Genomic DNA, 25146 nt, shown 5'->3' on the forward strand with positions numbered 1-25146 from the left:
CCCCGTAGAGGGGTCCCGCCCTTTTCCCATGGCCTCAGTGGCCGGTCGTCGCGCTTGCGGAGGCTGCGTCGGTCGGGGTGGTGTCCGACGGGGCGTCCGTCTCCGTGGAGGCGTCGGTCTCGGTGCCCTCCGGGGCGCCCGTGGCCTCGTCCGTGTTCTCGGTGGCCGGCTCGTCGGAGGATTCCGCCGACGGCTCCGTCTCGGCGCCCGGCGCGGCCGGGACGTCGCTCGGGCCCCACTCCTCGAAGAAGTGCTCGGCCGGGAAGACGAACGCGCGCAGGCTCACGTCACCGGTCTCGCTGAAGGTGAAGGTGACCTTCTGCGCGTTGCCGTCCCGGACGGCCTCACGGCTGCTGGGCAGCACGGCGGCCGCGTTGCCCTCGCCGCCGAGGATCAGCCGGCCGCCGGCCGGGATGGTGAGGCTGCCGCCCTCGGCGGGGGTCAGCTCGGCGGTCTTGCCGGTGCCGGGGACGGTGACCGACTCCAGCGTCTGGTCGGTCCTGCCCTCGTTGAACAGCGTGGCGGAGACGACCGCCGGTCCCGTCGACTCCAGGTCGGGCTGGGTGATGATCGTGGCGTTCTGGATCTTGATGTCGCCGACGGTCGTCGCCGCGTTGTCCGGCTGGATCTCCAGGGTCTGGGCGTTGTGGCCGGCCGCGCACGCGGAGAGCGAGGCGATCGAGAACGCGATGGCGGCGGCGGCGAGGGCGCCGCGTCGAAGGCTGCTGCTCACGGCGGCGGCAACTCCTTGACTCGAGCGTTGGGGCGACCCGGGTAAAGCCGCCTTAAGTGTCTGTCAGCGGCCTTAGGCTACCGAGCCGTTCCCGCGCCGCCGCACCCGACCCTCCCCCAGACGTCCGGGGTTCCCCCAGGAAGGCGTGCGGGACCTCCCGAGTCACACCTGACTCACCAGTCACTTCTGCCCCATAGGCGTCGTACTCCGGACCCATTCCCTTAGTGATCGCGCATTTCTCGTGAAGGAATGAGCGGAGGGGTCGGGAATTGATCACCGGCCGCTCATCCTCACATCGTGTGATCAATTCCGGATTCGACCGGAACCCGGCTCGGCTCACCGAACGGAGTAGCGGAACTCGAGCACTTGGAACCGGACATATGGGAATGTTCGACCGTTCGTGCGGGGCCCCGGATGCGTGTAACGTGCGCGTTTCACTCGCCCCGGAGAGCCGCTCCGACCTGCGAATACCTGCTTCCGCTAGGCGTCCGAAGCACGTTCCTGTTGCTGTTGTCAAGCCCCGAGAATGGCCCTGACCTGCGAAAACGCCATTCAGAAGACGCCGTATCCGTGTTACCCTGGATAGCCACGGAAGGGGTACCTGTCACATGACGTTCAAGGTTGGCGACACCGTGGTCTATCCCCATCACGGGGCCGCGCTGATCGAGGCAATCGAAACTCGCCAGATCAAAGGCGTGGACAAGACCTACTTGGTGCTGAAGGTCGCCCAGGGTGACCTGACGGTACGTGTGCCAGCGGACAATGCGGAGTTCGTCGGCGTGCGTGATGTGGTCGGTCAGGACGGGCTGGACCGGGTCTTCGAGGTGCTGCGCGCTCCGTATGCCGAGGAGCCCACGAACTGGTCCCGTCGTTACAAGGCAAACCTGGAGAAGCTCGCCTCGGGCGATGTCATCAAGGTCGCGGAAGTCGTGCGTGACCTGTGGCGTCGTGAGCGTGAGCGCGGACTCTCCGCCGGTGAGAAGCGCATGCTCGCCAAGGCGCGCCAGATTCTGGTCAGCGAGCTCGCCCTCGCGGAGAACACAAACGAGGACAAGGCCGAGGCCCTGCTCGACGAGGTTCTCGCCTCCTGAGGCCTCCCGGGGTCTCGAGGGCTGGAGAACTCGACGGTTCGAGAACTCCTACTCAGCACATCGAAATGCCGCGGTGCCCGATGACGTCATGGACGTCGCCGGGCGCTGCGGCATGTTCGTACCCGCACACCTTTCGTACGCTGCACTTGCGTCACACCGGGGAATGTGTCATCACTCACGTCCCCACCCCTGGCGTGCCGGGCCCGGGCGGTCGATCCCGACCAGCATCACGGAAGGGGCTGGTCAAGGCGGAACGCCCGGCACTCCCCCCGCTCCGGGAGCAGGGGGTACGCCCAGGCCATACCCACGTAGGCCGAGCACACAAACCTGACAGGAACCGATGTCTGACGATCCGCTTCCCCCGCCGACGCCGAACCCCGCATCCGGCCGCACCACCGCCCGTACGGCGGCCGTGATCCCGGCCGCCGGCCGGGGTGTACGCCTCGGACCGGGCGCTCCCAAGGCGCTCCGCGCGCTGGGCGGCACGCCCATGCTCATCCACGCCGTCCGCGCGATGGCCGATTCCCGTGCCGTCTCCCTGGTCGTCGTCGTGGCCCCGCCCGACGGCGCCGCCGAGGTCAAGTCCCTCCTCGACGCGCACGCGCTGCCCGACCGCACCGACTTCCTCGTGGTGCCCGGCGGTGAGACCCGCCAGGAGTCCGTGAAGCTCGGCCTGGACGCGCTGCCGCCCGGCTACGACATCGTCCTGGTGCACGACGCGGCCCGCCCGCTCGTCCCCGTCGACACGGTCGACGCGGTCATCGAGGCCGTACGCGACGGAGCGCCCGCCGTCGTGCCCGCGCTGCCGCTCGCCGACACCGTCAAGCAGGTCGAGCCGGCCGGCCCGGGGGAGCCGGAGCCCGTCGTCGCCACCCCCGACCGGTCGCTGCTGCGGGCGGTGCAGACCCCGCAGGGCTTCGACCGGGCCACCCTGGTCCACGCGCACGAGACGGTGCGGGACGACGTCACCGACGACGCGAGCATGGTCGAACAGCTCGGCCGGACCGTCGTCACCGTGCCCGGACACGAGGAGGCCTTCAAGGTCACCCGCCCGCTCGACCTGGTCCTCGCCGAGGCGGTACTGGCCCGCAGGAGGCTGAACGATGGCTTCTGACCCGTACCCCCTGCCCCGGGTCGGCATCGGTACCGACATCCACGCCTTCGAGGACGGCCGGGAGCTGTGGTGCGCCGGCCTGAAGTGGGAGGGGGAGGGCCCCGGCCTCGCGGGACACTCCGACGCGGACGTCGTCGCCCACGCCGCCTGCAACGCCCTCTTCTCCGCCGCCGGCCTCGGTGACCTCGGTCAGCACTTCGGCACCGGCCGCCCCGAGTGGTCCGGCGCGTCGGGCGTGACCCTCCTGACGGAGGCCGCGCGCATCGTCACGGAGGCCGGCTTCCGCATCGGCAACATCGCCGTCCAGGTGGTCGGCCCCCGCCCGAAGATCGGCAAGCGCAGGGAGGAAGCGCAGAAACTCCTCTCCGAGGCAGCGGGCGCCCCGGTCTCGGTGTCGGGCGCCACAACCGATGGATTGGGTTTCCCAGGCAGGGAAGAGGGCCTCATGGCAGTGGCAACAGCCCTGGTCATAAAAGAAGGATGACTGTCCCTCCCCAGGGGCGCGGGGCTGTACCGATATGCGGCTCCGCCGCGGGGCGCGATCAACCCCCACCGGCCCGCACGTGACAAACGACGTCGAAACAGCGAGGCGCACCGCGCACCTCCCCGCGCCCACTACCCTGGTCTCGTGACTATTCGCCTGTACGACACCAGCGCCCGGCAGATCCGTGACTTCACCCCGCTCCAGCCGGGTCACGTCTCGATCTACCTGTGTGGTGCCACCGTGCAGGCGGCACCCCACATCGGGCACATCCGCTCGGGCCTGAACTTCGACATCATGCGCCGCTGGTTCGAGTACCGCGGCCTGGAGGTGACGTTCATCCGCAACGTCACCGACATCGACGACAAGATCATCGCCAAGTCCGCCGAGCAGGGCCGCCCCTGGTGGTCCATCGGCTACGAGAACGAGCGCGCCTTCACCGACGGCTACCAGGCCCTCGGCTGCCTGCCGCCCACCTACGAGCCGCGCGCCACCGGCCACATCACCGAGATGGTCGAGATGATGCGCGGCCTCATCGAGCGCGGGCACGCCTACGAGGCCGACGGCAACGTGTACTTCGCCGTCACCTCGTTCCCGGAGTACCTGAAGCTGTCCAACCAGGAGCTGGACAACCTGCTCCAGCCGTCCGGCGAGGGCGAGACCGGCAAGCGGGACCCGCGCGACTTCGCGATGTGGAAGGCGGCCAAGCCGGGCGAGCCGAGCTGGGAGACGCCGTGGGGCCGCGGGCGCCCCGGCTGGCACCTCGAGTGCTCGGCGATGGCGCACAAGTACCTCGGCAGCGCCTTCGACATCCACGGCGGCGGCCTCGACCTGATCTTCCCGCACCACGAGAACGAGATCGCCCAGGCCAAGGCCTACGGCGACGAGTTCGCCCGGTACTGGGTGCACAACGCCTGGGTCACCATGAGCGGCGAGAAGATGTCGAAGTCGCTCGGCAACAGCGTCCTGGTCTCCGAGATGGTCAAGCGCTGGCGGCCCATCGTGCTGCGCTACTACCTCGGCACCCCGCACTACCGGTCGATGATCGAGTACAGCGAGGAGGCCCTGCGCGAGGCCGAGTCCGCGTTCGCCCGGATCGAGGGCTTCGTGCAGCGCGTGGTGGAGAAGGCGGGGGGCGTCGTCGAGCCCGCCGCCGAGGTGCCGCCGGCGTTCGCCGAGGCGATGGACGACGACCTGGGCGTCCCGCAGGCGCTCGCCGTCGTGCACACCACGGTCCGGCAGGGCAACAGCGCGCTGGCCGCCGACGACAAGGAAGAGGCCGTCGCCCGGCTCGCCGAGGTCCGCGCGATGCTCGGCGTGCTCGGCCTCGACCCGCTGGACCCGCACTGGGCCGGCGAGACCGACCGCGGCGAGGACCTCCACGGTGTGGTCGACACCCTCGTCCGCATGGTCCTCGACCAGCGCGAGGCCGCCCGCGCCCGCAAGGACTGGCCCACCGCCGACGCCATCCGCGACCAGCTCAACCAGTCCGGACTGGTCATCGAGGACAGCCCCCAGGGGCCGCGCTGGAGCCTCGGCCCGCGCTGAGGAGCCAGGTCCCCGAGGGGCCCCGACCTCGGCGCCTGAAGATCGACTGTGCCGTCCGGGCCTCCGGGCGGCACACTTCATAGGCACGGCGCACATAGGCACAGTGCCCATAGGCACAGTGCACATGGGCACAGTTCACAGACGTACGCACAGACGCACCACCAACGACTTCACGGAGACGGATACCTCATGGCCGCGAACAACCGCCGCATGTCCGGCAAGAAGGGCGCGCAGGTCGGCAGCGGCGGCCAGCGGCGCCGGGGCCTGGAAGGCAAGGGGCCGACGCCGCCCGCCGAGATGCGCAAGGGGCACGCCAAGCAGCGCGCCGCCCAGGCGAAGGCGCGCCGCGCCCAGGGCCGCACCCCGCAGCGGCGCGGCGGGGGCCGCTCGGCCTCCGAGCTCGTCGTCGGCCGCAACCCGGTCGTCGAGGCGCTGCGCGAGGGCGTGCCCGCGTCGACGCTGTACGTCCAGCAGTTCATCGACAACGACGAGCGGGTGCGCGAGGCGCTCCAGCTCGCGGCCGAGCGCGGCGGCATCAACCTCATGGAGGCACCGCGCCCCGAGCTCGACCGCATGACCAACGGCCTGAACCACCAGGGCCTGGTGCTCCAGGTCCCGCCGTACGAGTACGCGCACCCCGAGGACCTGGTCGCGGGTGCCCACGACGAGGGGCAGGACCCGCTGATCGTGGCCCTCGACGGGGTCACCGACCCGCGCAACCTCGGCGCCGTCGTCCGGTCCGTGTCCGCGTTCGGCGGCCACGGCGTCGTCGTGCCCGAGCGGCGCGCCGCCGGGATGACCGCCGGTGCCTGGAAGACGTCCGCCGGTACGGCCGCGCGTACGCCCGTCGCCCGCGCCACCAATCTGACGCGGGCGCTGGAGGCGTACAAGAAGGCCGGGATCACGGTCGTCGGTCTGGCCGCCGACGGCGAGGCCGAGCTCGGCGCGCTGGACGCGCTGGACGGGCCGGTCGTCATCGTCGTCGGCAGCGAGGGCAAGGGACTGTCCCGGCTGGTCGGCGAGACGTGCGACGTCCGGGTGCGGATCCCGATGCCGGGCGGCGCGGAGTCGCTGAACGCCGGTGTGGCGGCGGGGATCGTGCTGTACGAGGCGGCGCGCCGCCGGGTGTGATCCCGCGGGCGACCGGTCTGAACGGACGTTCGGACCTGTCGCCCACATGGGGGGTTCCGGGCGGTGGGGACAAGCTTGACGCGGTCCGGACACTCCCGGCGGGTCAAGGCAGTGTCCTAACGCCATGTCACTCGGTTAGATGAGTGTGGACACCAGAACACCCCGCACACCCACGGGGGACCGCTCGTCGGGACTCGACGACGCTCCCGCGCTGAGCATGGTGAAGGTGCCGAGCGATCCGGCGCAGGTCATCGTCAATCACGCCAGCTTCCGCGTGCAGCTGGGCGTCTCGGCGCGGCGCGCCTCATCGCCGCGGATCGCACGGCACATGAGTGCCGCCGAGGACACCGCCCGCATTCCCGTCGTCACCACCGTGGGCACGCCCGGCCAGGCCGGGCGGCGCCGGCCCGTCGTCTGGAGCGGCCGGTCGGCGCCCGACGACACCGGCGCCCACCGCCTGCTCCAGGCCGTGCGGCACGAAGGCGTCCGTCACGCCGACGAGCCGCTCACCGACGCCGGGGCCACCCAGGTCATCCCGCGCACCGGCGCCGGGTACGCCCACGACGACGGCCCGGCCACCCAGACCCTCGAGACCCCGTTCGTCGGCGCCCAGCGCGGCCCGGCCGACGGCCCCCTGCTGCCCCCGATGCGCCCGGTCGGCAGCGCCTACGACGAACCCGGCTACCCCGGTCACGACGGACCCGCGTACGACGACGAGTTCGAGGACGACTACCAGGACACCGGCCGGCGCGGCCGACGGCACGGCGACGACCCGGCCCGGCACGCCTACTACCCCGGCCGCCGGATGAACCTCGGTGTCGTCCTGCTCCCCCTGCGCGTCTTCCTCGGCGGCATCTCCGTCTACGCCGGAATGAGCAAGCTGTGCGACCCGCTCTACTTCGAGGGCGGCGAGCGCGGCTCCATGGTCAAGTGGCTGCACACCCTGCACCCCTGGGAAGTCGCCGAGCCGCTGCGCCAGTTCGCGCTGGAGCACCCCATCGGCTCCGGACTGGTCATCGCCTTCGCCCAGATCGTCGTCGGTGTCCTGACCGTCCTCGGCTGCTGGCAGCGCATGGCCGCCGTCGCCGGGGCGGCGCTCTCGGCGGCGCTGCTGGTCACCGTGAGCTGGAAGAGCGTCCCCGCCTACGAGACGCCCGACATCATCTACCTCGCCGCCTGGTCGCCGCTGATCATCGCGGGCGCGCCCGTCTACTCCGTCGACGGCGGCCTCGCGGGCCGGGCCTGGCGGCGGCTCGGTCCCCGCGCCGACATCTGGGAGCTGCGCCGTTACGTCCTGCGGCGCGGCGCGCTCGTCACGTTCGTGGTGTGCGGGCTGAGCATGCTCGTCGGCTCGCTGCTCGGCGGCGCGGTCCGGGACGCCGACCGTGTGGTCGTGCCGGGGCCCGGCGAGGCCCCGCGCAACGAGCTGCCCGGTTCGCCGCTGCCGGAGGAGTCCGGTGAGCGCCGTAAGGAGAAGCGGACCCCGTCCGCGTCCACCTCGCCCACCCAGGGCGCGACTTCGGGCACGGCGAGCCCGTCCGCCGACGCCACCACCCCCGGGGCGACCCAGGGCGCCGGCGCGGCCACCGGGGCGCCCAGCCAGACCCAGGGCAGCGCCGGTCAGGCCCCGCCCCAGCAGTCCTCCCCGGCCGGTCAGGCGCCGAGCACCAGCTCCGGACCGACCTCCGGCGGTAGCGGCGGCGGCACTCCGAGCGGGGGGAGCGATGGCTCCTCCGGGAGGCCCGGCCTGGTGGGCGGTCTCCTGGGGTAGCGGAACGGCCGAGTACGACAGTGGGGCCCCGCACGTGGTCCATGCGGGGCCCCACTCGCGCGTCCGGGGCGCGTCGGGTCAACGGCCTTGGGCCGCCAGCTCCTTCGCCGCCTCCGTCAGGTCCTTCGCGGTGTCGATCGCCCGCCAGTAGGAGCCCTGCGGGATGGGGAACCCGGCGAGCCGTCGCTCACGCGCGAGATGCGGGAACGTGGTGCGTTCGTGGTCGCCGCGCTCCGGGAGCAGGCCGGCGAACTCGGCGGAGAAGACGTACACACCCGCGTTGATCTCGACGGTCGACGGCGGGGCCTCGATGAAGTCGGTGATGTGGCCGAAGCCGTCCGTGCGCACGGCGCCCCACGGGATGCGGGGGCGGGCCAGGGCGAGGGTCGCGACGGCATCCCGTTCGGCGTGGAAGTCGGCCATGTCGCGCAGCGAGAAACGGGTCCAGATGTCGCCGTTGGTGGCGTACCAGGGCTGGTCCGGGTGCGGGAGGTGAGCGGCGGCGTACTTGAGGCCGCCGCCGCGGCCGAGGGGTTCCGTCTCGACGACGGTGGTGACGGAGACGGGCAGGTCTGCCGTGTCCAGCCAGTTCTGGAGTACGTCGGCGAGGTGGCCGCAGGAGACCACGACGTCCGTCACGCCCTCGTCGGCGAGCCAGGCGAGCTGGTGGCCGATGATCGGGGTTCCCGTGCCGGGGATCTCGACCATCGGCTTGGGCCGGTCGTCGGTGTACGGACGGAGCCGGGAGCCCTGGCCGCCGGCCAGGACGACGGCTTGCACGGGGCGGGATGCGGCGCGCGGATCGGTCATGTCCGCACTTTACGTGGCGCGGGGCGCCGGCTTTTTTCCTGTCGCGGATGCGAGGGCTGCCGGCGCGGGGCGGTTGCGCGGTGCCGTGCGCTGTTGTGGGCCGGGGGGTGGGTTGCGCAGCCCGGCGCTTGCGGGGTGCCGCTGCGCCCACCCGTGCCGCCCCAGCGGCACGACTGCCCGCAGTGATGCAGGGGCGCGGCGGGGGTGCCCGCAGTGATGCAGGGGCGCGGCACGACTGCCCGCAGTGACGCAGGGGCGCGGCGGGGGTGCCCGGCAGTGACGCAGGGGCGGCGGGGGTGCCCGCGGGGGCGGTGGTTAGCGGGGGGCCGTGATGATGCCGGAGGCGAAGGAGGTGTCGCAGACCGGGCGGGCGTAGGACTGGGCCTTGGTGGGGCCGTAGACGCGGACCGCGGCCTTGCCGAGGGCGCGGGCGATGGACGCGCAGTGCTTCGCCAGCGACGGGCGGTCGTTCACGGCCTGCTGGAGGTGGGTGAGGGCGACGCCCGGGTCCTCCTCCTGGAGTTCCACCAGCAGCGAGTCCCGCAGCACCTCGTGCGGCGCCCGCGCGCCGCCCCGCGAGGAGGCGCCGGAGGAGGCGGTGTCCGCGGCTGTGAGCACGGGGCTCGAGGGGGTCCCCGACCAGTTGACCCGTGCGACCGCGAGTGTCCCGGAGAGCACCAGGACGACAGGCAGGACGAAGGCGAGGGAGCGGCCGATCCGGCGGGCGGGGCCCCGGCCGCGACGCGTCTGACGGTTAGTGGAGTGCTTCACGCGTGTGAGGGTAGCGTCAGGTAGCGACAAGACAACATTCCGTCACCGTTACGGGGGACCCGGAACCCTCGACTCCGGGCCGCGTGTTGACGTACACGGCTCGAAATGACCGTTGTGCCGGGGTATTTGTCGACAACGCGAAGGGCCCCGCGGTTGCTCCGCGGGGCCCTTCTGAGAACGACGGTCAGTCGGACAGGCGCGCACCGGTCGACGTCGAGAACACGTGGGTCTCGCCCGAACGCGGCACGACGTGCAGCTGGCTGCCCTTCTCCGGGACGTCACGGCCGCCGACGCGGACGACGAGGTCCTTGGACTCGCCGCCGACCTGCGCGGTGCCGTAGACGTACGCGTCGGAGCCCAGCTCCTCGACGACGTTGACGGTGACGGCGACGCCCTGGTCGGATTCGGGGCCGGCCACGTCGAAGTGCTCGGGGCGGACGCCCACGGTGACGGTCTTGTCGCTGGTCGCGGAGAGCGCGTCACGCTGAACCGGCACCACCGAGTTGCCGAACTTCACGCCGCCGTCGGCGACGGCGACCTCGACCAGGTTCATGGCCGGGGAGCCGATGAAGCCGGCGACGAAGAGGTTGGCGGGCTTGTCGTACATGTTGCGCGGGGTGTCGACCTGCTGGAGCAGACCGTCCTTGAGGACCGCGACCCGGTCGCCCATGGTGAGGGCCTCGACCTGGTCGTGGGTGACGTAGACGGTGGTGATGCCCAGACGGCGCTGGAGCGACGCGATCTGCGTACGGGTGGACACACGGAGCTTGGCGTCCAGGTTGGACAGCGGCTCGTCCATGAGGAACACCTGCGGCTCACGCACGATGGCGCGGCCCATGGCGACACGCTGGCGCTGACCGCCGGAGAGCGCCTTCGGCTTGCGGTCCAGGTACTCGGTGAGGTCGAGGATCTTCGCGGCCTCCTCGACCTTCTGCCGGATCTCCGCCTTGTTGACGCCGGCGATCTTGAGCGCGAAGCCCATGTTGTCGGCGACCGTCATGTGCGGGTAGAGCGCGTAGTTCTGGAACACCATGGCGATGTCCCGGTCCTTCGGCGGCAGGTGGGTGACGTCGCGGTCGCCGATGCGGATGGCTCCGCCGTTGACGTCCTCGAGCCCCGCGAGCATGCGGAGCGAGGTGGACTTGCCGCAGCCGGACGGGCCGACGAGGACGAGGAATTCGCCGTCCGCGATCTCGATGTCGAGGCCGTCGACGGCGGGCTTGGTGGAGCCGGGGTAGACCCGGGTCGCCTTGTCGAACGTGACAGTGGCCATGGTGAATGGTCCCCTTCTACCGGCAGGAACGTGCCGGACGATCCGAGTAGGAAGGTGATGCCACGACGGGTGTTCCGTTGTGGTGTGGTCCACATGGGTGAACTGGCACAGGACGGTACCTGGCGTTCACCTGGTTGTCAGTAGTTCCAGGGCTGTGAATTTCGCGGAAACTTTCGACCGTCGCGATGACGGTTCTGTTGCGTACGACGTCAACGGCCCGCCGCGTACCGGTCGGCCAGCACCGCCACCGCCGTGGCGACCGCCTCCCGCAGCCCCGCGGGTCCGAGCACCTCCGCCTCGACGCCCAGCCGCAGCAGATCACCGGTCGCGACCGCCTCCGACTCGACGGCCAGCTCCACCTCCACCCAGCCCCGCCCGTCCGCCGGCCCCGCCTCCGCGAGCGCCCGCGCCCCCGCCGCCCCGAACTGCATCGGCAGCAGCTTCTGTCCGCGCGGTGACAGCCGCAGCCGGGCCGTGCCCTGCCGCACCGCCGCCTCCATCCGCCGGGAGGACTCCGTCCAGTACGCGGCCAGGTCGAAGCCCGCGGGCGGGGTGAACTCCTCGCCCGTCTCCGTGACCGCCTGGAAGCGGGACACCCGGTAGGTGCGCACCGAGTCCTCCGCCAGCGCGACCAGGTACCAGATGCCGCCCTTCAGCACGAGCCCCAGCGGACGCACCTCCCGGTGGACGTCTCCGCGCCAGCGCCGGTAGTGGGTGCGCAGCACGCGCCGTTCCCACACCGCCCGCGCGACGGTCTCCAGATGGGGCACGGGGTCGGCGTCCCGGAACCAGGCGGGCGCGTCCAGGTGGAACCGTTCGCGCACCCGCCGTGCCTGGCCGGCGAGTTCGCCCGGCAGGGCGGCCTCCATCTTCAGCTGGGCGCTCGCCAGTACGGCGCCCAGCCCCAGGTCCCTGGCCGGTCCCGGCAGCCCCGCCAGCACCAGCGAGCCGGCCTCCGCGTCCGTCAGTCCGGTCAGCCGGGTGCGGTAGCCCTCCATCAGGCGGTAGCCGCCCTCCGGCCCGCGCTCGGCCCGCACCGGCACCCCGGAGGCGCCGAGCGCCTCGATGTCCCGGTAGACGGTACGGACCGACACCTCCAGCTCGGCCGCCAGCTCGGGGGCGGTCATCCGGCCGCGGTTCTGGAGCAGCAGGAGCAGGGAGAGAAGCCGGTCGGCGCGCATGGGGTCCATTCTCGCCCCGTACCTGACAGAGGATGTCAGGTACGGGCGGAAGAGTCGGCGGCACGCCACCAGTTCGCCTCGGAAGGGAACTCCCATGCCCACCACCCGGACCACCGGCCACTTCACCTTCGCCGACTGGAAGGAGAGCGCCGTCACCGACGAGGGCGGCCTCCCCCGGCTGGCGCACGCCACGGTCACCAACGCCTTCTCGGGCGGCATCGAGGCCGAGTCCACGACCTGCGACTACGCGATCGCCTACCTGGCCGGGACGACCGGCACCTTCGCGGGCATGGAGCTCGTCACCGGCCGGGTCGACGGCCGCGCGGGCACCTTCGTCCTGGAGGAGCGCGGCCGCTTCGAGCCCGACGGCACCGTCCACTGCTCCTTCGAGGTCGTCGAGGGCTCGGGCACCGAGGAGCTGACGGGACTGCGCGGCACGGGCGGGTTCACCTACCGGCACGGGGAGACGAAGGTGGCGTACACCTTTGAGTACGGCCTGGAGTGACCGGGCGGGGACCCCGGTCCCCGTAAGTGCGTGGCTCGGCGAAACCGGCTCTGTGTACAGTGGACCAGCCTTCGCGCGCGCCGCGCGGCGCCTCCTTAGCTCAGCTGGCCAGAGCAACGCACTTGTAATGCGTAGGTCGTCGGTTCGAATCCGACAGGGGGCTCAGCGAAATCCCAGGTCAGGCCCAATCTGACCTGGGTTTTTCATGCCGTACGACCGCGCAGGCGGCGGGTGATCTCCAGGTCCGTCCCGTCCAGGGGGCGGCCGTCCTCGATCTCCCAGAGGCTGTTCTGGAGCAGCCGGCCGTACGTCCACGCGCGTGCCCGCGCGCGGTCCAGGCCGAGGACGTCGGTCATGGCGTCGAAGCGCCAGAGGATGTCGTCGGCGTCGAAGCGGTTGTTCAGGGCGGGCCAGAGGTCGAAGCCGGGGTCCCCGGCGAGGGGCTTGGGGTCGATGGCGAGCCAGGGGGCGCGGTCCGCGGCGAGGACGTTGTCGAAGTGCAGGTCCCAGTGGAGCAGGCGGTCGCCGGGCTCGCCGGCGACCTCCCGTACGGCGGCCGCGCAGTCGGCGAGGAGGCGGCGGGCGGCCGGGTCCGGGACGCGGTCCAGCGCGGCGGGGGTCCGCTCCAGCATGGCCCCGGCGATGTCGCCGAGGCGGCGCATGCCCTCGGGGGCCGGGGTGGTGTGGAGGTGGGCGAGCAGGCGGGCGATGACCAGGACGGCCTCGTGGGTGTCCCGCTGGTGCGAGAGCATCCGGCCGGCGTCGAGGCGTTCCAGGAGCATGGTGCCGGTGGGCTCGTCGTGGTCCAGCAGGCGGACCGCCCCGTCGCCGTTCCACAGGCGCAGGGCGACCGGCTCGCCCTCGCTCTCGTGGTCGCGGATCTGGAGCTTCAGCACCGCCGGTGTGCCGTCCGCGCGGTCGACCGGGAGGACCAGGGCGCTGACGCCGTGCATGGGCGCGCCGGTGATGCGCAGCTCCCAGCGGTCCAGGAAGGCGGCGGCCAGGCCCGGCAGGGCGGCGATGAACGCCCGGCCCGCCTCCTTGTTGTACATCTCCTGGGCAGCGGCGAGTTCTTCGGGGACGTCGATCACTTCTCGCACGGTAGCGGCGTACGGAAGCCCGGTCATGTGGTTTGTACGGCGCCCCCATGGCGCCCCACGGCCCTCCTACGGCTCCAGGACGACCTTTCCGGTCGTGCCCCTGTTCTCCAGGGCCCGGTGGGCGGCGGCGGCCTCGGCGAGCGGGAAGCGGTGCACGGCGGGGGTGAGCCTGCCCTCGCCGGCCTCGGTGAGGGCGCGCAGTTCGAGGGTGCGGACGGGGTTGGGGCCGCCGGCCCGGCGCATCATCTCGGGGCCGAGGACGTTGAGGGAGACGCCCTCGACGACGTAGGGGCTGTCGCTGTCGAGGCCCTGGGAGGACCAGCCGAAGACGACGTGGCGGCCGTCGGGGGCGAGCAGGGCGACCGCCGCGCGGGCGGTGTCCCCGCCCACGCCGTCGTAGACGACGGTGACCTTGCCCCGGTGGGCGTCGAGCCGTTCGGGCCAGTCCGGGTCCGTGTAGTCGACGGCGAGGTCGGCGCCGTTGGCCTCCACCAGGGCCGTCTTCGCGGGGCCGCCGGCCAGGCCGATGACGGTGGCGCCGGCGTTCTTGGCGTACTGGACGAGGAGGGTGCCGAGGCCGCCCGCCGCGGCCGGGACGAGGACCACGTCGCCGGGGCCCGGTTCGGCGAACTGCACGATGCCCATCGCCGTGCGGCCCGTGCCGATCATGGCGACGGCCCCGGCGAAGTCCAGGCGCTCCGGGATCTCGTGCAGCCGGTCGGCGTCGGTGACGGCCAGTTCGGCGTAGCCGCCGGGGACGAAGCCGAGGTGCGCGACGACGCGCCGGCCGAGCAGGTCCTCGGGGGCGCCCTCGCCCAGCGCGTCGACGACTCCGGCGACCTCGCGGCCCGGGATGGTGGGCAGTGCGGCCGGGGCCGGGCCGGGGCCGCGCCTGCCCTCCCGCAGGGCCGTGTCCAGGAGGTGGACACCGGCCGCGCGGACGGCGACCCGGACCTGGCCCGGGCCCGGCCGCGGATCCTCGACCTCCTCGTAGGTGAGGTTCTCGGCCGGGCCGAAGGCGTGCAGACGGATGGCATGCATAGGAGTTCCCCCCAGTGGGACGGGTCGCGGGGTGGTGCCGCTACGGCTCCCACGCTGCTACCTCAAGCATGCTTGAGGTCAAGTGCCTGCCGGCCGAGGGCGAGGGAGACGGCCGTCAGGGCGCTGTTGAACGAGACCTCCGAGAGCACGCCCGGCGCGGCGACCTGGTCACCGGCGAGGTAGACGCCGTCCCCGCGGTCGACGGCGGGCCGGTCGCGCCAGCTGGTGCCGGGCAGGTCGACGGCGCCGGTACGGCCGTTCGCCACCGCGTCCCGCCGCCAGGTGACCCGCTCCCGCCAGCCCTCGAAGCCCAGGTCCAGCAGCTCCTCCGCGCGGGCGGCGCCGTCCGCCTTGGACTCGCGCGGGGAGATGGGGATCTGACCCTGGATCAGCTGCTCGCCGGCCGGGGCGAGGGTGCGGTCCTGGGCGGTGAACCGTTCCAGCCAGCCCGGCGCGTCCAGGTCGGACACGGCGAACGCGTCACCGCGCCGGGAGCGCACGGCGAGGTCGACCAGGACGGTACGGCCGCTCGGCCAGGTCAGCGAGGGGTCGCCGAGGAGACGGCGGGCGGAGTCGAGCGAGGTGGCGACGACGACGGGGGTGTCGGTGGGCACGGTGTCGACGCGGGACAGCGTCTCCATCCGCACGCCCAGGTTCCACGCGCGGGCCGCCATCCGGTCGATCAGCCCGCCCCAGCCGCCGCGCGGGTAGTGCGCCTCCGGGGGCAGCTTGGTGGCGCGGCGCAGGCGTTCCTGCACGAACGCGGCGGACAGGGAGCCCGGGTCGTGGTGGAACAGCGCGACCGCCGCGTAGTGGGCGGCGGCCCGCGCGCCCTCCTCGCCGGCGACGCCGGTGGCCCAGGTGAGGAAGTCGGTGTCGACGGGGGCCTGTGCGACGCCGCGGCGCAGCAGCTTCAGCATCGCGAAGGGCGGGGTGCGGCGCAGCGCGCCCCGGTGGCGCAGGCGGAGCCGGGCCGCCTCCAGGGGCGGCAGCGGGGCGAGCGGTCCGATGAGGCCGCGCTGCCGGAGCCAGGTCCAGTGCGGGCCGCCGTTGTAGAGGGCGTGCGGTCCCTCGTTGGTCCGGTAGGGGCCCTCGGCGGTGCGGGCGCGGCCGCCCAGGGTGTGGTGCGCCTCGTGGACGGTGACCTTGGCGCCCGCCTCCGCGGCGGTGATGGCCGCGGTGAGTCCGGCGAAGCCGCCGCCGATGACGGTGATGCGATGCATGGCTGGGGGTCTCCCTTGGTTCGGGGTCGCCTTCCGGCTTTGCGTATACGACGGAGGGAGGCCGCCGGAATGTGACATGCGGGCCGTTGTCGCAGGTCGGCGCGATTGTCAGTGGTCGGGTGCAGCATGGGGTCATGGCGAGGAGAGCGGTCGGCGGTGCGGGAGTGAAGGGGGCGCGGCGCCCGGAGTTGCGGCTGCCGGTGCTGGAGCGGTTCGAGGGGGGTGAGCTGGAGCCGGACGGGGACTACGACGGGCTGGAGTTCCGGGAGACGGACCTCGCCGGGCAGGACGGCTCGGGGGCGCGCTTCATGGACTGCGCGCTGACGGGGTGCGCGCTGGACGAGGCGCGACTGTCCCGGGCGCGGCTGCTGGACTCGGCGCTCGCCGGTGTCCGGGGTGTGGGCACGGACCTCGCGGAGGCGACGCTGCGGGACGTCGAGCTGACCGACGCGCGACTCGGCGGGACGCAGCTGCACGGGGCGGGGCTGGAGCGGGTGCTGATCCGGGGCGGGAAGATCGACTTCCTGAACCTGCGCTCGGCCCGGCTCAAGGACGTGGTCTTCGAGGGCTGCGTGCTGGTCGAGCCGGACTTCGGCGGGGCCCGGCTGGAGCGCGTGGAGTTCGTGGACTGCGCCCTGAAGGCCGCGGACCTCTCGGGGGCCACGCTGAAGGACGTGGACCTGCGGGGCGCCGCGTCACTGGAGATCGCGAGGGGGGTGGACCGGCTGTCGGGGGCGGTGATCAGCACGGCCCAACTGCTGGACCTGGCACCGGCGCTGGCGGCGGAGCTGGGGATCAGGGTGGAGGGGTGAGGGCGGGTCACTTCACCCGGGGGTAGCGGGCCTGGAGGGTCCAGATGGCCGGGTTCTCGGCGAGGTCCTCGTGGAGGTCGGTGAGGTCGGCGAGGAGGTCGTGGAGGAAGTCGCGGGCCTCGCGGCGGAGTTCGGTGTGGGAGAAGGTCAGCGGGGGCTCGGACGCCGGCAGCCATTCCGCCTCGATGTCCACCCAGCCGAAGCGGCGCTCGAACAGCAGGCGGTCGGTGGACTCGGTGAAGTCCAGCTCCGCGTGCTGGGGCCGGGAGGCGCGGGAGCCGGCCGGGTCCCGGTCGACCCGCTCCACGATGTCGCACAGGGCCCACGCGAAGTCGAGCACCGGCACCCATCCCCAGGCTGTGGACAGCTCGCGGTCCGACTCGGTGTCGGCGAGGTAGACGTCCCCGCAGAACAGGTCGTGCCGCAGGGCGTGGACGTCCGCGCGGCGGTAGTCGGTCTGCGGGGGGTCGGGGAAGCGGTTGGAGAGGGCGTAGCCGATGTCGAGCACGTGGGTGATGGTGTCACGACGTGGTACGACGGCCCTCATAGGATCCGGGAGTGAGCTCCCACCGCCCTCACTCCCGCGGCTCCCGCCGCGTCGCCGCCGCTCTGCTCGCGGTGTCGGTGACCGGCTGCGGTGGCGCGCCCGGGGCCTCCCCCGGCACCGCCGGCGTGGGTGACCCGTACTTCCCGAAGTCCGGCAACGGCGGCTACGACGTGAGTCACTACGCCCTCGACCTCGCCTACGACCCCGGCGCCCACCACCTCACCGGCACCGCGACGATCACCGCCCGGGCGACCGGGGGCCGCCTCTCCGCGCTGAACCTCGACCTCTCGGGCCTCGACGTCGAGAAGGTCACCGTCGACGGGGTGGCCGCCCGCTGGAGCCGGGCCGGGCAGGAGCTGACCGTCCGCCCGCGCGAGGCACTGGACGGCACCTTCCGGGTGACCGTGCGCTACTCGGGCGCCCCGGTGACCCTCACCGACCCGGACGGGTCCGAGGAGGGCTGGCTGCGTACCGCCGACGGGGCGCTGGCGCTGGGGGAGCCGGTGGGGTCGATGGCGTGGTTCCCGGGCAACCACCACCCCTCGGACAAGGCCACGTACACCGTCGCGGTGACCGTGCCGAAGGGGCTGCGGGCGGTGTCCAACGGGGAGCCGGCCGGTGAGGAGCGCGAGGGGAGCCGTACGACGTACCGCTGGCGGACCGGCGAGCCGATGGCGAGCCACCTCGCGACGGTGGCCGTCGGCAGGTACGACGTCCGCCGCACCACGACCGCCGACGGGCTGCCCGTGCACACGGCCGTCGATCCGCGGCAGGAGGAGGCGAGCCGGGCGACGCTGGAGCGGATTCCCGAGGTCGTGGCGTGGGCGGAGCGGATCTTCGGCCCCTACCCCTTCTCCTCCGCCGGCGCGATCGTGGAGCGCCCCGAGGACGCCGGATACGCCCTGGAGACCCAGAACCGGCCCGTCTTCCCCGGTGCCCCCGGCATCGGGCTGCTGGTCCACGAGATCGCCCACCAGTGGTACGGCAACTCCGTCACACCGCGGACCTGGCGGGACATGTGGCTCAACGAGGGCTTCGCGACGTACGCGGAGTGGCTGTGGCAGGAGGACCACGGCGGCGACACCGCGCAGCGGACCTTCGACACGCTGTACGCCGGCGGGTACTTCCCGGACGCGGGGACCAACGAGGCGCTCTGGTCCTTCCCGCCCGCCGAGCCGCCGGACGCGGCGCACATCTCCGCCACCCCCGTCTACTGGCGCGGCGCGATGGTCCTGCACAAGATCCGGCAGACGGTCGGCGACGACGCCTTCCGGGCCCTGCTCCGGGGCTGGGCCGAGCGGCACCGCCACGGCCACGCGGACACCGCCGACTTCACGGCGTACGTCGAGAGGTCGGCCCCCGGGAAGGACTTCGACGAGGTCTGGGAGGACTGGCTGTACGGGGCGGGCCGCCCGGAGCGGCCCTGAACTCGCGCCGGAGCCCCCGGCCGGACGGCTTCCGCCGGGCCGGGGGCTCCGCCGTGTCGAGCGGGGCGTCCGTCAGACGTTCACGCCGAAGTCCTGGGCGATGCCCACGAGGCCCGAGGCGTAGCCCTGGCCGACCGCGCGGAACTTCCACTCCGCGCCGTTGCGGTACAGCTCGCCGAAGACCATGGCGGTCTCGGTGGCGGCGTCCTCCGACAGGTCGTAGCGGGCGATCTCGGCGCCGCCGGCCTGGTTGACGATGCGGATGTAGGCGTTGCGCACCTGGCCGAAGTTCTGGCTGCGGTTCTCGGCGTCGTAGATCGACACCGGGAAGACGATCTTGTCGATGTCGGCCGGGAGCGCGGCCAGGTTGACGTTGATCGCCTCGTCGTCGCCGGCGCCCTCACCCGTGCGGTTGTCACCCGTGTGGACGATGGTGTTGTCCGGGGTCTGCTTGTTGTTGAAGAACACGAAGTGCGCGTCCGAGTAGACCTTGCCCTGCGTGTTGACCGCGATCGCCGACGCGTCGAGGTCGAAGTCCGTGCCGGTGGTGGTGCGGACGTCCCAGCCGAGGCCCACGGTGACGGCGGTCAGGCCCGGAGCCTCCTTGGTGAGCGAGACGTTGCCACCCTTGGACAGGCTTACAGCCATTGTTGGGAGTCCCTTCCCTCGTTTACGTACGGCTAGAAGCTACAGCTACCCCATTGAACGCGGAGAGGGGTACGAGAGGTTCCAGGTCTCTTTACTTTCTTTACCCGTGTCCCGGGATCCGGGATATTCGGGTGACGTGGCCCGGTCGGACGCGGGAACCTGTAGGACATGTCCGGTCCCTATCCCATCCGCGGCTCCGTCTCCCTGCCCGAGGCCGAGCTCATGTGGCGTTTCTCGCGGTCGTCCGGGCCGGGCGGGCAGCATGTGAACACCAGCGACTCCCAGGTGGAACTGCGCTTCGACCTGGCCCGCACCGAGGCGCTGCCCGAGGTGTGGAAGGAGCGGGCGCTTCAGCGGCTGGCCTCTCGGCTGACCGGTGGGGTCGTCACCGTTCGCGCCTCCGAGCACCGCTCGCAGTGGCGCAACCGCGAGGCGGCGGCGGTGCGGCTGGCGGCGCTGCTCGCGGAGGCGACGGCGCCGCCGCCGAAGCCGCGGCGGGCGACGCGGATTCCGCGGGGGATCAATGAGCGGCGGTTGCGGGAGAAGAAGCAGCGGTCCGAGACGAAGCGGGGGCGCTCCGCGCGGGACTGGGGGTGACCCCCCGGTTCCCCTGGGCGTGGCCCCGGTCCCCGGCATGAGTGACCCTGCGGGTTCGGTTGTGGCTGGTCGCGCAGTTCCCCGCGCCCCTGAAGGGGCGCTCAGCGCGCCAGGGTTCAGGTCAGGGGGAGTACGCCTACCGTTTCGTCGTCGATGGTCTCGTCGGTCTTGTGGAAGCCCAGGGTCAGGTAGAAGTTCTCGGGGCCGTTGGCGCCGGGGTGCCAGGTGACGTAGAGCTCCTTGGTGCCGCGGCGGCGGAGTTCGGCGGCCACCGACTCCACGGCGAAGCGGCCGTACCCCTTGCCCTGTTCCTCCGCCACGATGTTCAGCCGCCACAGACCGGAGCGGATGACGCTGCCGCCGTCCTCGTGCCAGTCGATGTCGACGAAGGCCATCAGGAAGCCGACCGCGCGGTCGCCGTCCATGATCAGGCGGGGCCAGGCGGCGGCGGGATGGACGTACGCCTCGGCGAGTGAGTTCACCACCGGAGCGACCGCGAATTCCTGGTCGGGGCGTACCCGTATGCCGAGGGCGGCTTTGAGGTTCTTCGGGGTGATCTCTTCGAGGCGGAGAGCCGTAGTCGTCGTCACGCGGGCACCCTAGGCGGCGAAATCCGGTTCCGTAAAAGGACTTTCAGCCCAACTGCCGGTAACGGCCCCGGAAATACGTCAGCGGACCGCCTTCCGCGCTGGGCACCCGGGCCGTCAGGACGCGGCCGATCACCAGGGTGTGGTCGCCGGCCGGGACGCGCTGCTCGGTGCGGCACTCCAGGGTCGCCAGGGCGCCGCCCACCAGTGGCGCGCCGCTGTACTCGCCGCGCAGGTACGGGATGTCCGCGAAGAGCAGCCGGTCGCTGACCCGGCCCTTCATCGCGAAGCGGCCCGCGATGTGCCGCTGGCTCTCGGAGAGCACGGACACCGACCACAGCGGCTGTTCGTCGAGCAGATCGTCCATCCGGGAGCCGTTGCGCAGGCTGACCAGCACCAGCGGCGGGTCCAGGGACACCGACATGAACGCGGTGGCCGTCATTCCGACGTCCTCGCCGGCGGGCGCCGCGGGGTCGTCGGGGTCCAGCGGCGGCTCCTGCGCGGTCACCAGGACCACGCCGGCGGCCAGCCGGGACAGGGCGGCTCGGAACTCGTCGTTGCTCACCCCCTCAGCATGCCGGGCGGCGGGCGGAACGGTGATCGTGGACGGGGCTGGAGTGTTCGGCACGCCGGAAACGCTAATCTCCGCTTCACAGGCACCGCATCGGACCCCGGCCCGAGCCGGGACCTAGGACCAACGCCCGAGACGGGCACAGGCCCTGCGTAACCACTACAAAAACTACGTTCGGTAAACGCACGGCGAAACCGCGGAAAGACCACGCAATTGTTCACGTTTGGCTGTGACTTGAGTCACAAGGGGCAGGAATTGTTGACCCTGTGTACCGAGTGAGCAGCGCGCTGTGATTCAGTGGCGGGGAAGCTGCTGGGACGATACGCCGAAGAGAACCCTTGATTCGCTGCGAGGTCTCGGGGGGAGGGCGAGGATGGAGACCGAGTCGGAACCCTACGTCCGTCTTGCGTCGCTGCGACAACTCCACCGGGCCATGGCCGACATGAACACGGCACGCAGCCTGGCGGACACGTTGCAGACGGTCGCCGACGGCGTCGTGGGCGCCCTCGGGTACGAACTGGCGTGCGTCAATCTCGTACGCCACGACGGCGATCTCGTGGTCGCCGCCCTGGCCGGCAACTCCGCCGCCGAGGCCCTCATCACCGGCCGGGTCGGCTCCCGCCAGGCCTGGGACCGCCGCCTCGGCATGGGCGAACGCTGGGGCGACCTGATCTTCATACCGCACACCGAGGGCTGGGTCCTCGACGACGACGACGTCCCGCAGTGGTACACCGACGGGCCCGCGCCCCGCTTCGAGGACGAGTGGCACCCCTCCGACCGGCTCTTCGCCCCGATGTACGCCCCCGGCCCCCAGGGCGGCGGCACCTCCGGGGAACTCGTCGGCGTCCTCTCCGTGGACCGCCCGCGCAACGGCCGCCGGCCCGGCGCCTGGGGCCGCGAGGCGCTCCAGATGTACGCCTTCCAGGCCGCGATCGCGATCAGCAACGCCCGGCTGCGCGCCAACATGCAGCGCGCCCTGGTCCGCCTCGAACGCGACCAGCAGGCGCTGCGGGCCAGCGAGGAGAGCTTCCGGCAGGCCTTCGAGTACGCCCCCTCCGGCATGGCCATCGCCGAGATGGGCGGCGACCAGCACGGCAGGATCCTGCGCACCAACGACGCCCTGTGCCGCCTCCTCGGCCGCCCCGCCTCCGCGATGCGCCGCTACTCCTTCTCCGACCTGGTCCACCCCGAGGACATAGGCACCCTGCTCCGCACCTCCGCCGAGGGCGGCCGGGCCGAGCTGCGCCTGGGCCGCCGCGACGGGACGTACGTCTGGGTGTCCCTGCGCAACTCGGTCGTCGCCGACGCCGCCGACGGGCCCCGCTTCCTGCTCACCCACGTCGAGGACATCGAGGAGCGCAAGCGCCGCGAGCTCCAGCTCGCCCACCGCGCCTCCCACGACTCGCTCACCGGACTGCCCAACTCCGCCGAGCTGCGGGCGCGGCTGTCCGCCCGGCTGTGCCGGCAGCAGCCGCAGAGCGCGCTGCCCGCCGCCGTCGACTCCATGGAACCCTTCGAGTCCTTCGACTCCATGGACTCCGTCGACGCCGCCTACGGCCCGCCCGACTTCGACCGGGGGCACGACTTCGACTTCCCGCCGGGCACGGACGGACACGCGGGATTCGAGGGCTACGACCACCATGTGCACACCGTCGCGCCCGCCGCCGAGTTCGACGACGGCACGAAGGGGCTCGCGGTGCTCTTCTGCGACCTCGACGGCTTCAAGTCGATCAACGACCGGTTCGGGCACAACGCGGGTGACGCGGTGCTCATCGAGGTCGCCCGCCGGCTCAGCAACGGCGTACGCGACGGCGACACCGTGGCCCGGCTCGGCGGCGACGAGTTCGTGATCCTCGCCGACGGGCTCGGCCGGGCCGACGCCCAGGACCTCGCCGTACGGCTGCGCAACGAGATCATCCAGCCCATCCGGGCCGAGGGACGGGCCGTGCGGGTCGGCGCCAGCTTCGGCATCGGGTGGGCGCACTGCGGGATGACGGCGGACGAAGTGCTGAAGTCCGCCGACGAACGGATGTACGTCGAGAAACGATCTCGTCCCAAACAACACCGGCGTGCGGGATGAACCGCAGGTCAGTGAGCTGATGCGGTCCGAGTCACCCGTTCGGGTCATGAGAAGCAGGTAGGCTCGCCTTCTCCACCCCTCGTACCGCACCCGATCCGCAGCTAGGAGTACCAAGGGATGACGCCCGGCAACAACGGCGCGAGCACGCCCGAGGACGACGACCCGTTCGGCTACCTCTACGCCGACGGCCAGGCCAACGGGGCCCAGCCGCCGTCCGGGGGCTACGGCTACCCGAACTCGGTCAACCGGGTGCGGCCGGTCGGGACCCGGCAGTACGGCCAGCAGGCCCCCGCTCCGCAGGCACCGCCGCAGCAGGGCGTCTACGGCCAGCCGAACGCCCACTACGCCGCCCCGGAGACGCTGCCGGGCGGTGCCAACACCGTCCAGTCGCAGCAGCCGGCGTACGGCGGCGGCCACGGCGGTGGCCGGGGCCGCGGCCCCAACACCAAGGGCCTGCTCATCGGCGCGATCGCGGTCGTCGCGGCCGTCGTGATCGGCATCGGTGTCGCCATGATCGGCGGCGATGACGACGACAAGGGCGGCAACCAGGCGGACGCCACCCCGACCCAGCAGAGCCGGAACAGCGGCGAGCCGAGCCCGTCGGCGAGCGACGGGGAGGCGGAGGAAGAGGCCGAACTGCCGACGATCGACGCGAAGGCGCTCCGCTTGGACGGGGGCGCGGCCCTGGCGTCGGACGTCGAGGGTGCCAAGGCCGACGGCGGCGTCTACGTGGCCGGCTTCAACAAGGTGGGCGCGAAGGTCACTTGGACCGTCAACGGGATCAAGGAAGCCGGCACTTACCGGCTGTACGCGCGCTATGGGATCCCGGGCGTGGACGCCAACGCGACTCTGGTGGTCAACGGTAAGGCGGCGACCCGCCCGCTGAACATGAAGAACTTCGGTGGCACTCCCAAGGACGACTGGGAAAAGGGCTGGCAGACCACCTGGGCCAATGTGAACCTGACCGAGGGTACGAACACCATCGAGGTCGCCTGCAACGAAGGCAACCAGTGCAACGCCAACCTCGACCAGTTCTGGATCGAGGAAGAGACGGGAGCCTAGGCTGCGTTCGCTTCTCTCGTCAGCGTGATGCTGGTCAGCAGATTCTCGTAGGCCGGTCCGTCGAACTCGCCCGCCACCGGGGACACGACCGTCGCCGCCGAGAGGGCCGCCGCGCGGGTGAGCCGGTCGGGCCAGGGGCGGTGTTCCGCCAGGGCCGAGAGCAGGCCCGCGACGGCCGAGTCGCCCGCGCCCGTCGGGTTGCCGTGCAGGGCCGTCGGAGGGGCCGCGCGCCAGCGGCCCTCGGGTGTCACCGCGAGCAGGCCCTCCGGGCCCAGTGAGGCGACCACCGCGCCGGCACCGCGCCGCCGGGCGTCCTGGGTGGCGCGCAACGGCTCGTGGGAGCCGGTGAGTTCGGCCAGCTCCTCGGCGTTCGGCTTGAGGATGTCGGGCCGCGCGGCGACCCCGCGGCGCAGCGCCGCCCCGCTGGTGTCGAGGAGGACCGGCACCCCGGCCGCGCGTGCCGTGCGGATCAGGCCCGCGTACGCGCCCACCGGGACGCCCGGGGGCAGGCTGCCGCACAGGGCCACGGCCGAGACGGAGGCCAGCAGATCCTCGTAGACCTCCTGGAAGGCGGACCACTCGGCGTGGCTGATCGTCGGTCCGGGCTCGTTGAGCTGGGTGGTGCCGCCGGAGCGCCCGTCGACCACGGCGATGGTGCGCCGGGTGGTGCCGGAGACCGGGACCATCGCGTCCGTCAGGCCCGGGACCTCGGTGAGCCGGTCCCGCAGGATCCGTCCCGTCGCGCCGCCCGTGAATCCGGTGACGGTCACCCGGTGGCCGAGGGCCGCGAGGACCCGGGCCACGTTGACGCCCTTGCCGCCCGGACGCTCCGTCACCTCGGAGACGCGGTGGGAGGCGTACGGGCGCAGGGACGGTACGCGATAGGTGATGTCGAGAGCGGTGTTCAGTGTGACCGTGAGTATCACCGGGCCGACCTCCCCCTTTTCACCAGCACCTGCCGTGGTTCCGGTGCACGATCATGCCAAACGGACGGCGGACGGCCCACCCCTCGGACCGGTCGCCGCCCGTCGACTGAGGGACG

At 72.2% G+C, this 25146-nt stretch carries 25 protein-coding genes and 1 tRNA gene; 13 read left to right on the forward strand and 13 right to left on the reverse strand.

The genetic code is table 11. The features are described 5' to 3' along the window. Nucleotides 1–34 precede the first annotated feature (34 nt). Nucleotides 35–733 carry a copper chaperone PCu(A)C domain-containing protein gene (locus ACZ470_RS20010; RefSeq protein ID WP_468428856.1) on the reverse strand — a complete coding sequence of 233 codons (699 nt, stop codon included), beginning with the start codon at nt 731–733 and terminating at the stop codon, nt 35–37. A gap of 608 nt (nt 734–1341) precedes the next feature. Between ACZ470_RS20010 and ACZ470_RS20015 the strand changes: the two genes are divergently transcribed. The 6 genes from ACZ470_RS20015 to ACZ470_RS20040 all read left to right on the forward strand — a co-directional run bounded on the left by ACZ470_RS20015 (nt 1342) and on the right by ACZ470_RS20040 (nt 7869). Further along, the gene (locus ACZ470_RS20015) at nt 1342–1824 is read left to right on the forward strand and encodes a CarD family transcriptional regulator (protein WP_003953493.1); all 483 of its coding nucleotides are present in this window, start codon (nt 1342–1344) and stop codon (nt 1822–1824) included. Between the two features lie 340 nt (nt 1825–2164). Next, nucleotides 2165–2938, forward strand: a complete 774-nt coding sequence (gene ispD / locus ACZ470_RS20020; protein ID WP_468428857.1) for a 2-C-methyl-D-erythritol 4-phosphate cytidylyltransferase — start codon at nt 2165–2167, stop codon at nt 2936–2938. Continuing rightward, nucleotides 2928–3422 (forward strand): 2-C-methyl-D-erythritol 2,4-cyclodiphosphate synthase, encoded by a 495-nt coding sequence (gene ispF, locus ACZ470_RS20025; protein WP_468428859.1) that lies wholly within the window; start codon nt 2928–2930, stop codon nt 3420–3422. Before ispD ends, ispF begins: the two co-directional genes overlap by 11 nt. A 144-nt stretch (nt 3423–3566) precedes the next feature. After that, complete coding sequence (cysS, locus tag ACZ470_RS20030; protein ID WP_468428860.1) at nt 3567–4967, forward strand: cysteine--tRNA ligase; 1401 nt, start codon at nt 3567–3569, stop codon at nt 4965–4967. A gap of 189 nt (nt 4968–5156) precedes the next feature. Then, on the forward strand, nt 5157–6098 hold the full coding sequence (gene rlmB / locus ACZ470_RS20035) for a 23S rRNA (guanosine(2251)-2'-O)-methyltransferase RlmB (protein ID WP_468428862.1): 942 nt from the start codon (nt 5157–5159) through the stop codon (nt 6096–6098). A gap of 139 nt (nt 6099–6237) precedes the next feature. Further along, nucleotides 6238–7869 (forward strand): DoxX family protein, encoded by a 1632-nt coding sequence (locus ACZ470_RS20040; protein ID WP_468428863.1) that lies wholly within the window; start codon nt 6238–6240, stop codon nt 7867–7869. A gap of 78 nt (nt 7870–7947) precedes the next feature. Here the strand turns inward: ACZ470_RS20040 and ACZ470_RS20045 are convergent, their stop codons facing one another. The 4 genes from ACZ470_RS20045 to ACZ470_RS20060 form a co-directional block, all read right to left on the reverse strand. Beyond that, nucleotides 7948–8679 (reverse strand): nucleotidyltransferase family protein, encoded by a 732-nt coding sequence (locus tag ACZ470_RS20045; RefSeq protein ID WP_468428865.1) that lies wholly within the window; start codon nt 8677–8679, stop codon nt 7948–7950. 315 nt (nt 8680–8994) lie between these two features. Further along, entirely contained in the window at nt 8995–9450 is a 456-nt protein-coding gene (locus ACZ470_RS20050) for a hypothetical protein (protein WP_468428866.1), read from the reverse strand. Between the two features lie 184 nt (nt 9451–9634). Continuing rightward, nucleotides 9635–10723: an ABC transporter ATP-binding protein gene (locus ACZ470_RS20055; protein ID WP_468428868.1), complete on the reverse strand. Its 1089-nt coding sequence runs from the start codon at nt 10721–10723 to the stop codon at nt 9635–9637. A 209-nt stretch (nt 10724–10932) separates the two neighbouring features. Continuing rightward, nucleotides 10933–11904 (reverse strand): helix-turn-helix transcriptional regulator, encoded by a 972-nt coding sequence (locus tag ACZ470_RS20060; RefSeq protein ID WP_468428869.1) that lies wholly within the window; start codon nt 11902–11904, stop codon nt 10933–10935. A gap of 94 nt (nt 11905–11998) precedes the next feature. Between ACZ470_RS20060 and ACZ470_RS20065 the strand changes: the two genes are divergently transcribed. Both ACZ470_RS20065 and ACZ470_RS20070 read left to right on the forward strand, forming a co-directional pair. Beyond that, nucleotides 11999–12409, forward strand: a complete 411-nt coding sequence (locus ACZ470_RS20065) for a DUF3224 domain-containing protein (RefSeq protein ID WP_468428871.1) — start codon at nt 11999–12001, stop codon at nt 12407–12409. Between the two features lie 89 nt (nt 12410–12498). Continuing rightward, nucleotides 12499–12572 (forward strand) — tRNA-Thr (locus ACZ470_RS20070). Between the two features lie 40 nt (nt 12573–12612). On the opposite strand, the gene ACZ470_RS20075 is transcribed toward ACZ470_RS20070, so the two are convergent. The 3 genes from ACZ470_RS20075 to ACZ470_RS20085 form a co-directional block, all read right to left on the reverse strand. Beyond that, a complete protein-coding gene (locus ACZ470_RS20075; RefSeq protein WP_468428873.1) occupies nt 12613–13536 on the reverse strand; it encodes an aminoglycoside phosphotransferase family protein in 924 nt (307 codons plus the stop codon). Nucleotides 13537–13575: 39 nt separating this feature from the next. Beyond that, nucleotides 13576–14550 (reverse strand): zinc-binding dehydrogenase, encoded by a 975-nt coding sequence (locus tag ACZ470_RS20080; RefSeq protein ID WP_468428874.1) that lies wholly within the window; start codon nt 14548–14550, stop codon nt 13576–13578. A gap of 62 nt (nt 14551–14612) precedes the next feature. Further along, entirely contained in the window at nt 14613–15773 is a 1161-nt protein-coding gene (locus ACZ470_RS20085) for an FAD-dependent oxidoreductase (RefSeq protein ID WP_468428875.1), read from the reverse strand. Nucleotides 15774–15907: 134 nt separating this feature from the next. Between ACZ470_RS20085 and ACZ470_RS20090 the strand changes: the two genes are divergently transcribed. Continuing rightward, nucleotides 15908–16585, forward strand: coding sequence for a pentapeptide repeat-containing protein (locus tag ACZ470_RS20090; RefSeq protein ID WP_468428876.1), 678 nt, complete (start codon nt 15908–15910; stop codon nt 16583–16585). 7 nt (nt 16586–16592) lie between these two features. Here ACZ470_RS20090 and ACZ470_RS20095 read toward each other — a convergent pair whose 3' ends face one another. Continuing rightward, a complete protein-coding gene (locus ACZ470_RS20095; RefSeq protein WP_468428878.1) occupies nt 16593–17093 on the reverse strand; it encodes a hypothetical protein in 501 nt (166 codons plus the stop codon). Between the two features lie 50 nt (nt 17094–17143). Between ACZ470_RS20095 and ACZ470_RS20100 the strand changes: the two genes are divergently transcribed. After that, complete coding sequence (locus ACZ470_RS20100; protein ID WP_468428880.1) at nt 17144–18559, forward strand: M1 family metallopeptidase; 1416 nt, start codon at nt 17144–17146, stop codon at nt 18557–18559. Nucleotides 18560–18631: 72 nt separating this feature from the next. Here the strand turns inward: ACZ470_RS20100 and ACZ470_RS20105 are convergent, their stop codons facing one another. Beyond that, on the reverse strand, nt 18632–19207 hold the full coding sequence (locus ACZ470_RS20105) for a TerD family protein (RefSeq protein WP_030829245.1): 576 nt from the start codon (nt 19205–19207) through the stop codon (nt 18632–18634). Between the two features lie 168 nt (nt 19208–19375). Between ACZ470_RS20105 and arfB the strand changes: the two genes are divergently transcribed. Beyond that, entirely contained in the window at nt 19376–19804 is a 429-nt protein-coding gene (gene arfB / locus ACZ470_RS20110; protein ID WP_468428881.1) for an alternative ribosome rescue aminoacyl-tRNA hydrolase ArfB, read from the forward strand. Between the two features lie 116 nt (nt 19805–19920). Here arfB and ACZ470_RS20115 read toward each other — a convergent pair whose 3' ends face one another. Both ACZ470_RS20115 and ACZ470_RS20120 read right to left on the reverse strand, forming a co-directional pair. Beyond that, complete coding sequence (locus ACZ470_RS20115; RefSeq protein WP_468428883.1) at nt 19921–20394, reverse strand: GNAT family N-acetyltransferase; 474 nt, start codon at nt 20392–20394, stop codon at nt 19921–19923. Between the two features lie 43 nt (nt 20395–20437). Beyond that, a complete protein-coding gene (locus ACZ470_RS20120; RefSeq protein WP_468428884.1) occupies nt 20438–21019 on the reverse strand; it encodes a flavin reductase family protein in 582 nt (193 codons plus the stop codon). Nucleotides 21020–21335: 316 nt separating this feature from the next. Between ACZ470_RS20120 and cdgB the strand changes: the two genes are divergently transcribed. Then, nucleotides 21336–23042 (forward strand): diguanylate cyclase CdgB, encoded by a 1707-nt coding sequence (gene cdgB / locus ACZ470_RS20125; RefSeq protein ID WP_468428886.1) that lies wholly within the window; start codon nt 21336–21338, stop codon nt 23040–23042. A gap of 117 nt (nt 23043–23159) precedes the next feature. Continuing rightward, nucleotides 23160–24104, forward strand: coding sequence for a carbohydrate-binding protein (locus tag ACZ470_RS20130; RefSeq protein WP_468428888.1), 945 nt, complete (start codon nt 23160–23162; stop codon nt 24102–24104). Here ACZ470_RS20130 and ACZ470_RS20135 read toward each other — a convergent pair. Next, nucleotides 24101–25030 carry a 1-phosphofructokinase family hexose kinase gene (locus ACZ470_RS20135; protein ID WP_468428890.1) on the reverse strand — a complete coding sequence of 310 codons (930 nt, stop codon included), beginning with the start codon at nt 25028–25030 and terminating at the stop codon, nt 24101–24103. The two genes, ACZ470_RS20130 and ACZ470_RS20135, sit on opposite strands and share 4 nt — an antisense overlap. Nucleotides 25031–25146 lie beyond the last annotated feature (116 nt).

The organism is Streptomyces sp. NPDC031111, from assembly GCF_055570675.1.

Excerpts from the sequence above, each read along its gene's own strand:
- ACZ470_RS20015 (WP_003953493.1), top strand. The coding sequence starts at position 1,342 with ATGACGTTCAAGGTTGGCGACACCGTGGTCTATCCCCATCACGGGGCC.
- ispD (WP_468428857.1), top strand. The coding sequence starts at position 2,165 with ATGTCTGACGATCCGCTTCCCCCGCCGACGCCGAACCCCGCATCCGGC.
- ispF (WP_468428859.1), top strand. The coding sequence starts at position 2,928 with ATGGCTTCTGACCCGTACCCCCTGCCCCGGGTCGGCATCGGTACCGAC.
- rlmB (WP_468428862.1), top strand. The coding sequence starts at position 5,157 with ATGGCCGCGAACAACCGCCGCATGTCCGGCAAGAAGGGCGCGCAGGTC.
- ACZ470_RS20040 (WP_468428863.1), top strand. The coding sequence starts at position 6,238 with ATGAGTGTGGACACCAGAACACCCCGCACACCCACGGGGGACCGCTCG.
- ACZ470_RS20045 (WP_468428865.1), bottom strand. The coding sequence starts at position 8,679 with ATGACCGATCCGCGCGCCGCATCCCGCCCCGTGCAAGCCGTCGTCCTG.
- ACZ470_RS20055 (WP_468428868.1), bottom strand. The coding sequence starts at position 10,723 with ATGGCCACTGTCACGTTCGACAAGGCGACCCGGGTCTACCCCGGCTCC.
- ACZ470_RS20060 (WP_468428869.1), bottom strand. The coding sequence starts at position 11,904 with ATGCGCGCCGACCGGCTTCTCTCCCTGCTCCTGCTGCTCCAGAACCGC.
- ACZ470_RS20065 (WP_468428871.1), top strand. The coding sequence starts at position 11,999 with ATGCCCACCACCCGGACCACCGGCCACTTCACCTTCGCCGACTGGAAG.
- ACZ470_RS20075 (WP_468428873.1), bottom strand. The coding sequence starts at position 13,536 with ATGACCGGGCTTCCGTACGCCGCTACCGTGCGAGAAGTGATCGACGTC.
- ACZ470_RS20080 (WP_468428874.1), bottom strand. The coding sequence starts at position 14,550 with ATGCATGCCATCCGTCTGCACGCCTTCGGCCCGGCCGAGAACCTCACC.
- ACZ470_RS20085 (WP_468428875.1), bottom strand. The coding sequence starts at position 15,773 with ATGCATCGCATCACCGTCATCGGCGGCGGCTTCGCCGGACTCACCGCG.
- ACZ470_RS20090 (WP_468428876.1), top strand. The coding sequence starts at position 15,908 with ATGGCGAGGAGAGCGGTCGGCGGTGCGGGAGTGAAGGGGGCGCGGCGC.
- ACZ470_RS20105 (WP_030829245.1), bottom strand. The coding sequence starts at position 19,207 with ATGGCTGTAAGCCTGTCCAAGGGTGGCAACGTCTCGCTCACCAAGGAG.
- arfB (WP_468428881.1), top strand. The coding sequence starts at position 19,376 with ATGTCCGGTCCCTATCCCATCCGCGGCTCCGTCTCCCTGCCCGAGGCC.
- cdgB (WP_468428886.1), top strand. The coding sequence starts at position 21,336 with ATGGAGACCGAGTCGGAACCCTACGTCCGTCTTGCGTCGCTGCGACAA.
- ACZ470_RS20130 (WP_468428888.1), top strand. The coding sequence starts at position 23,160 with ATGACGCCCGGCAACAACGGCGCGAGCACGCCCGAGGACGACGACCCG.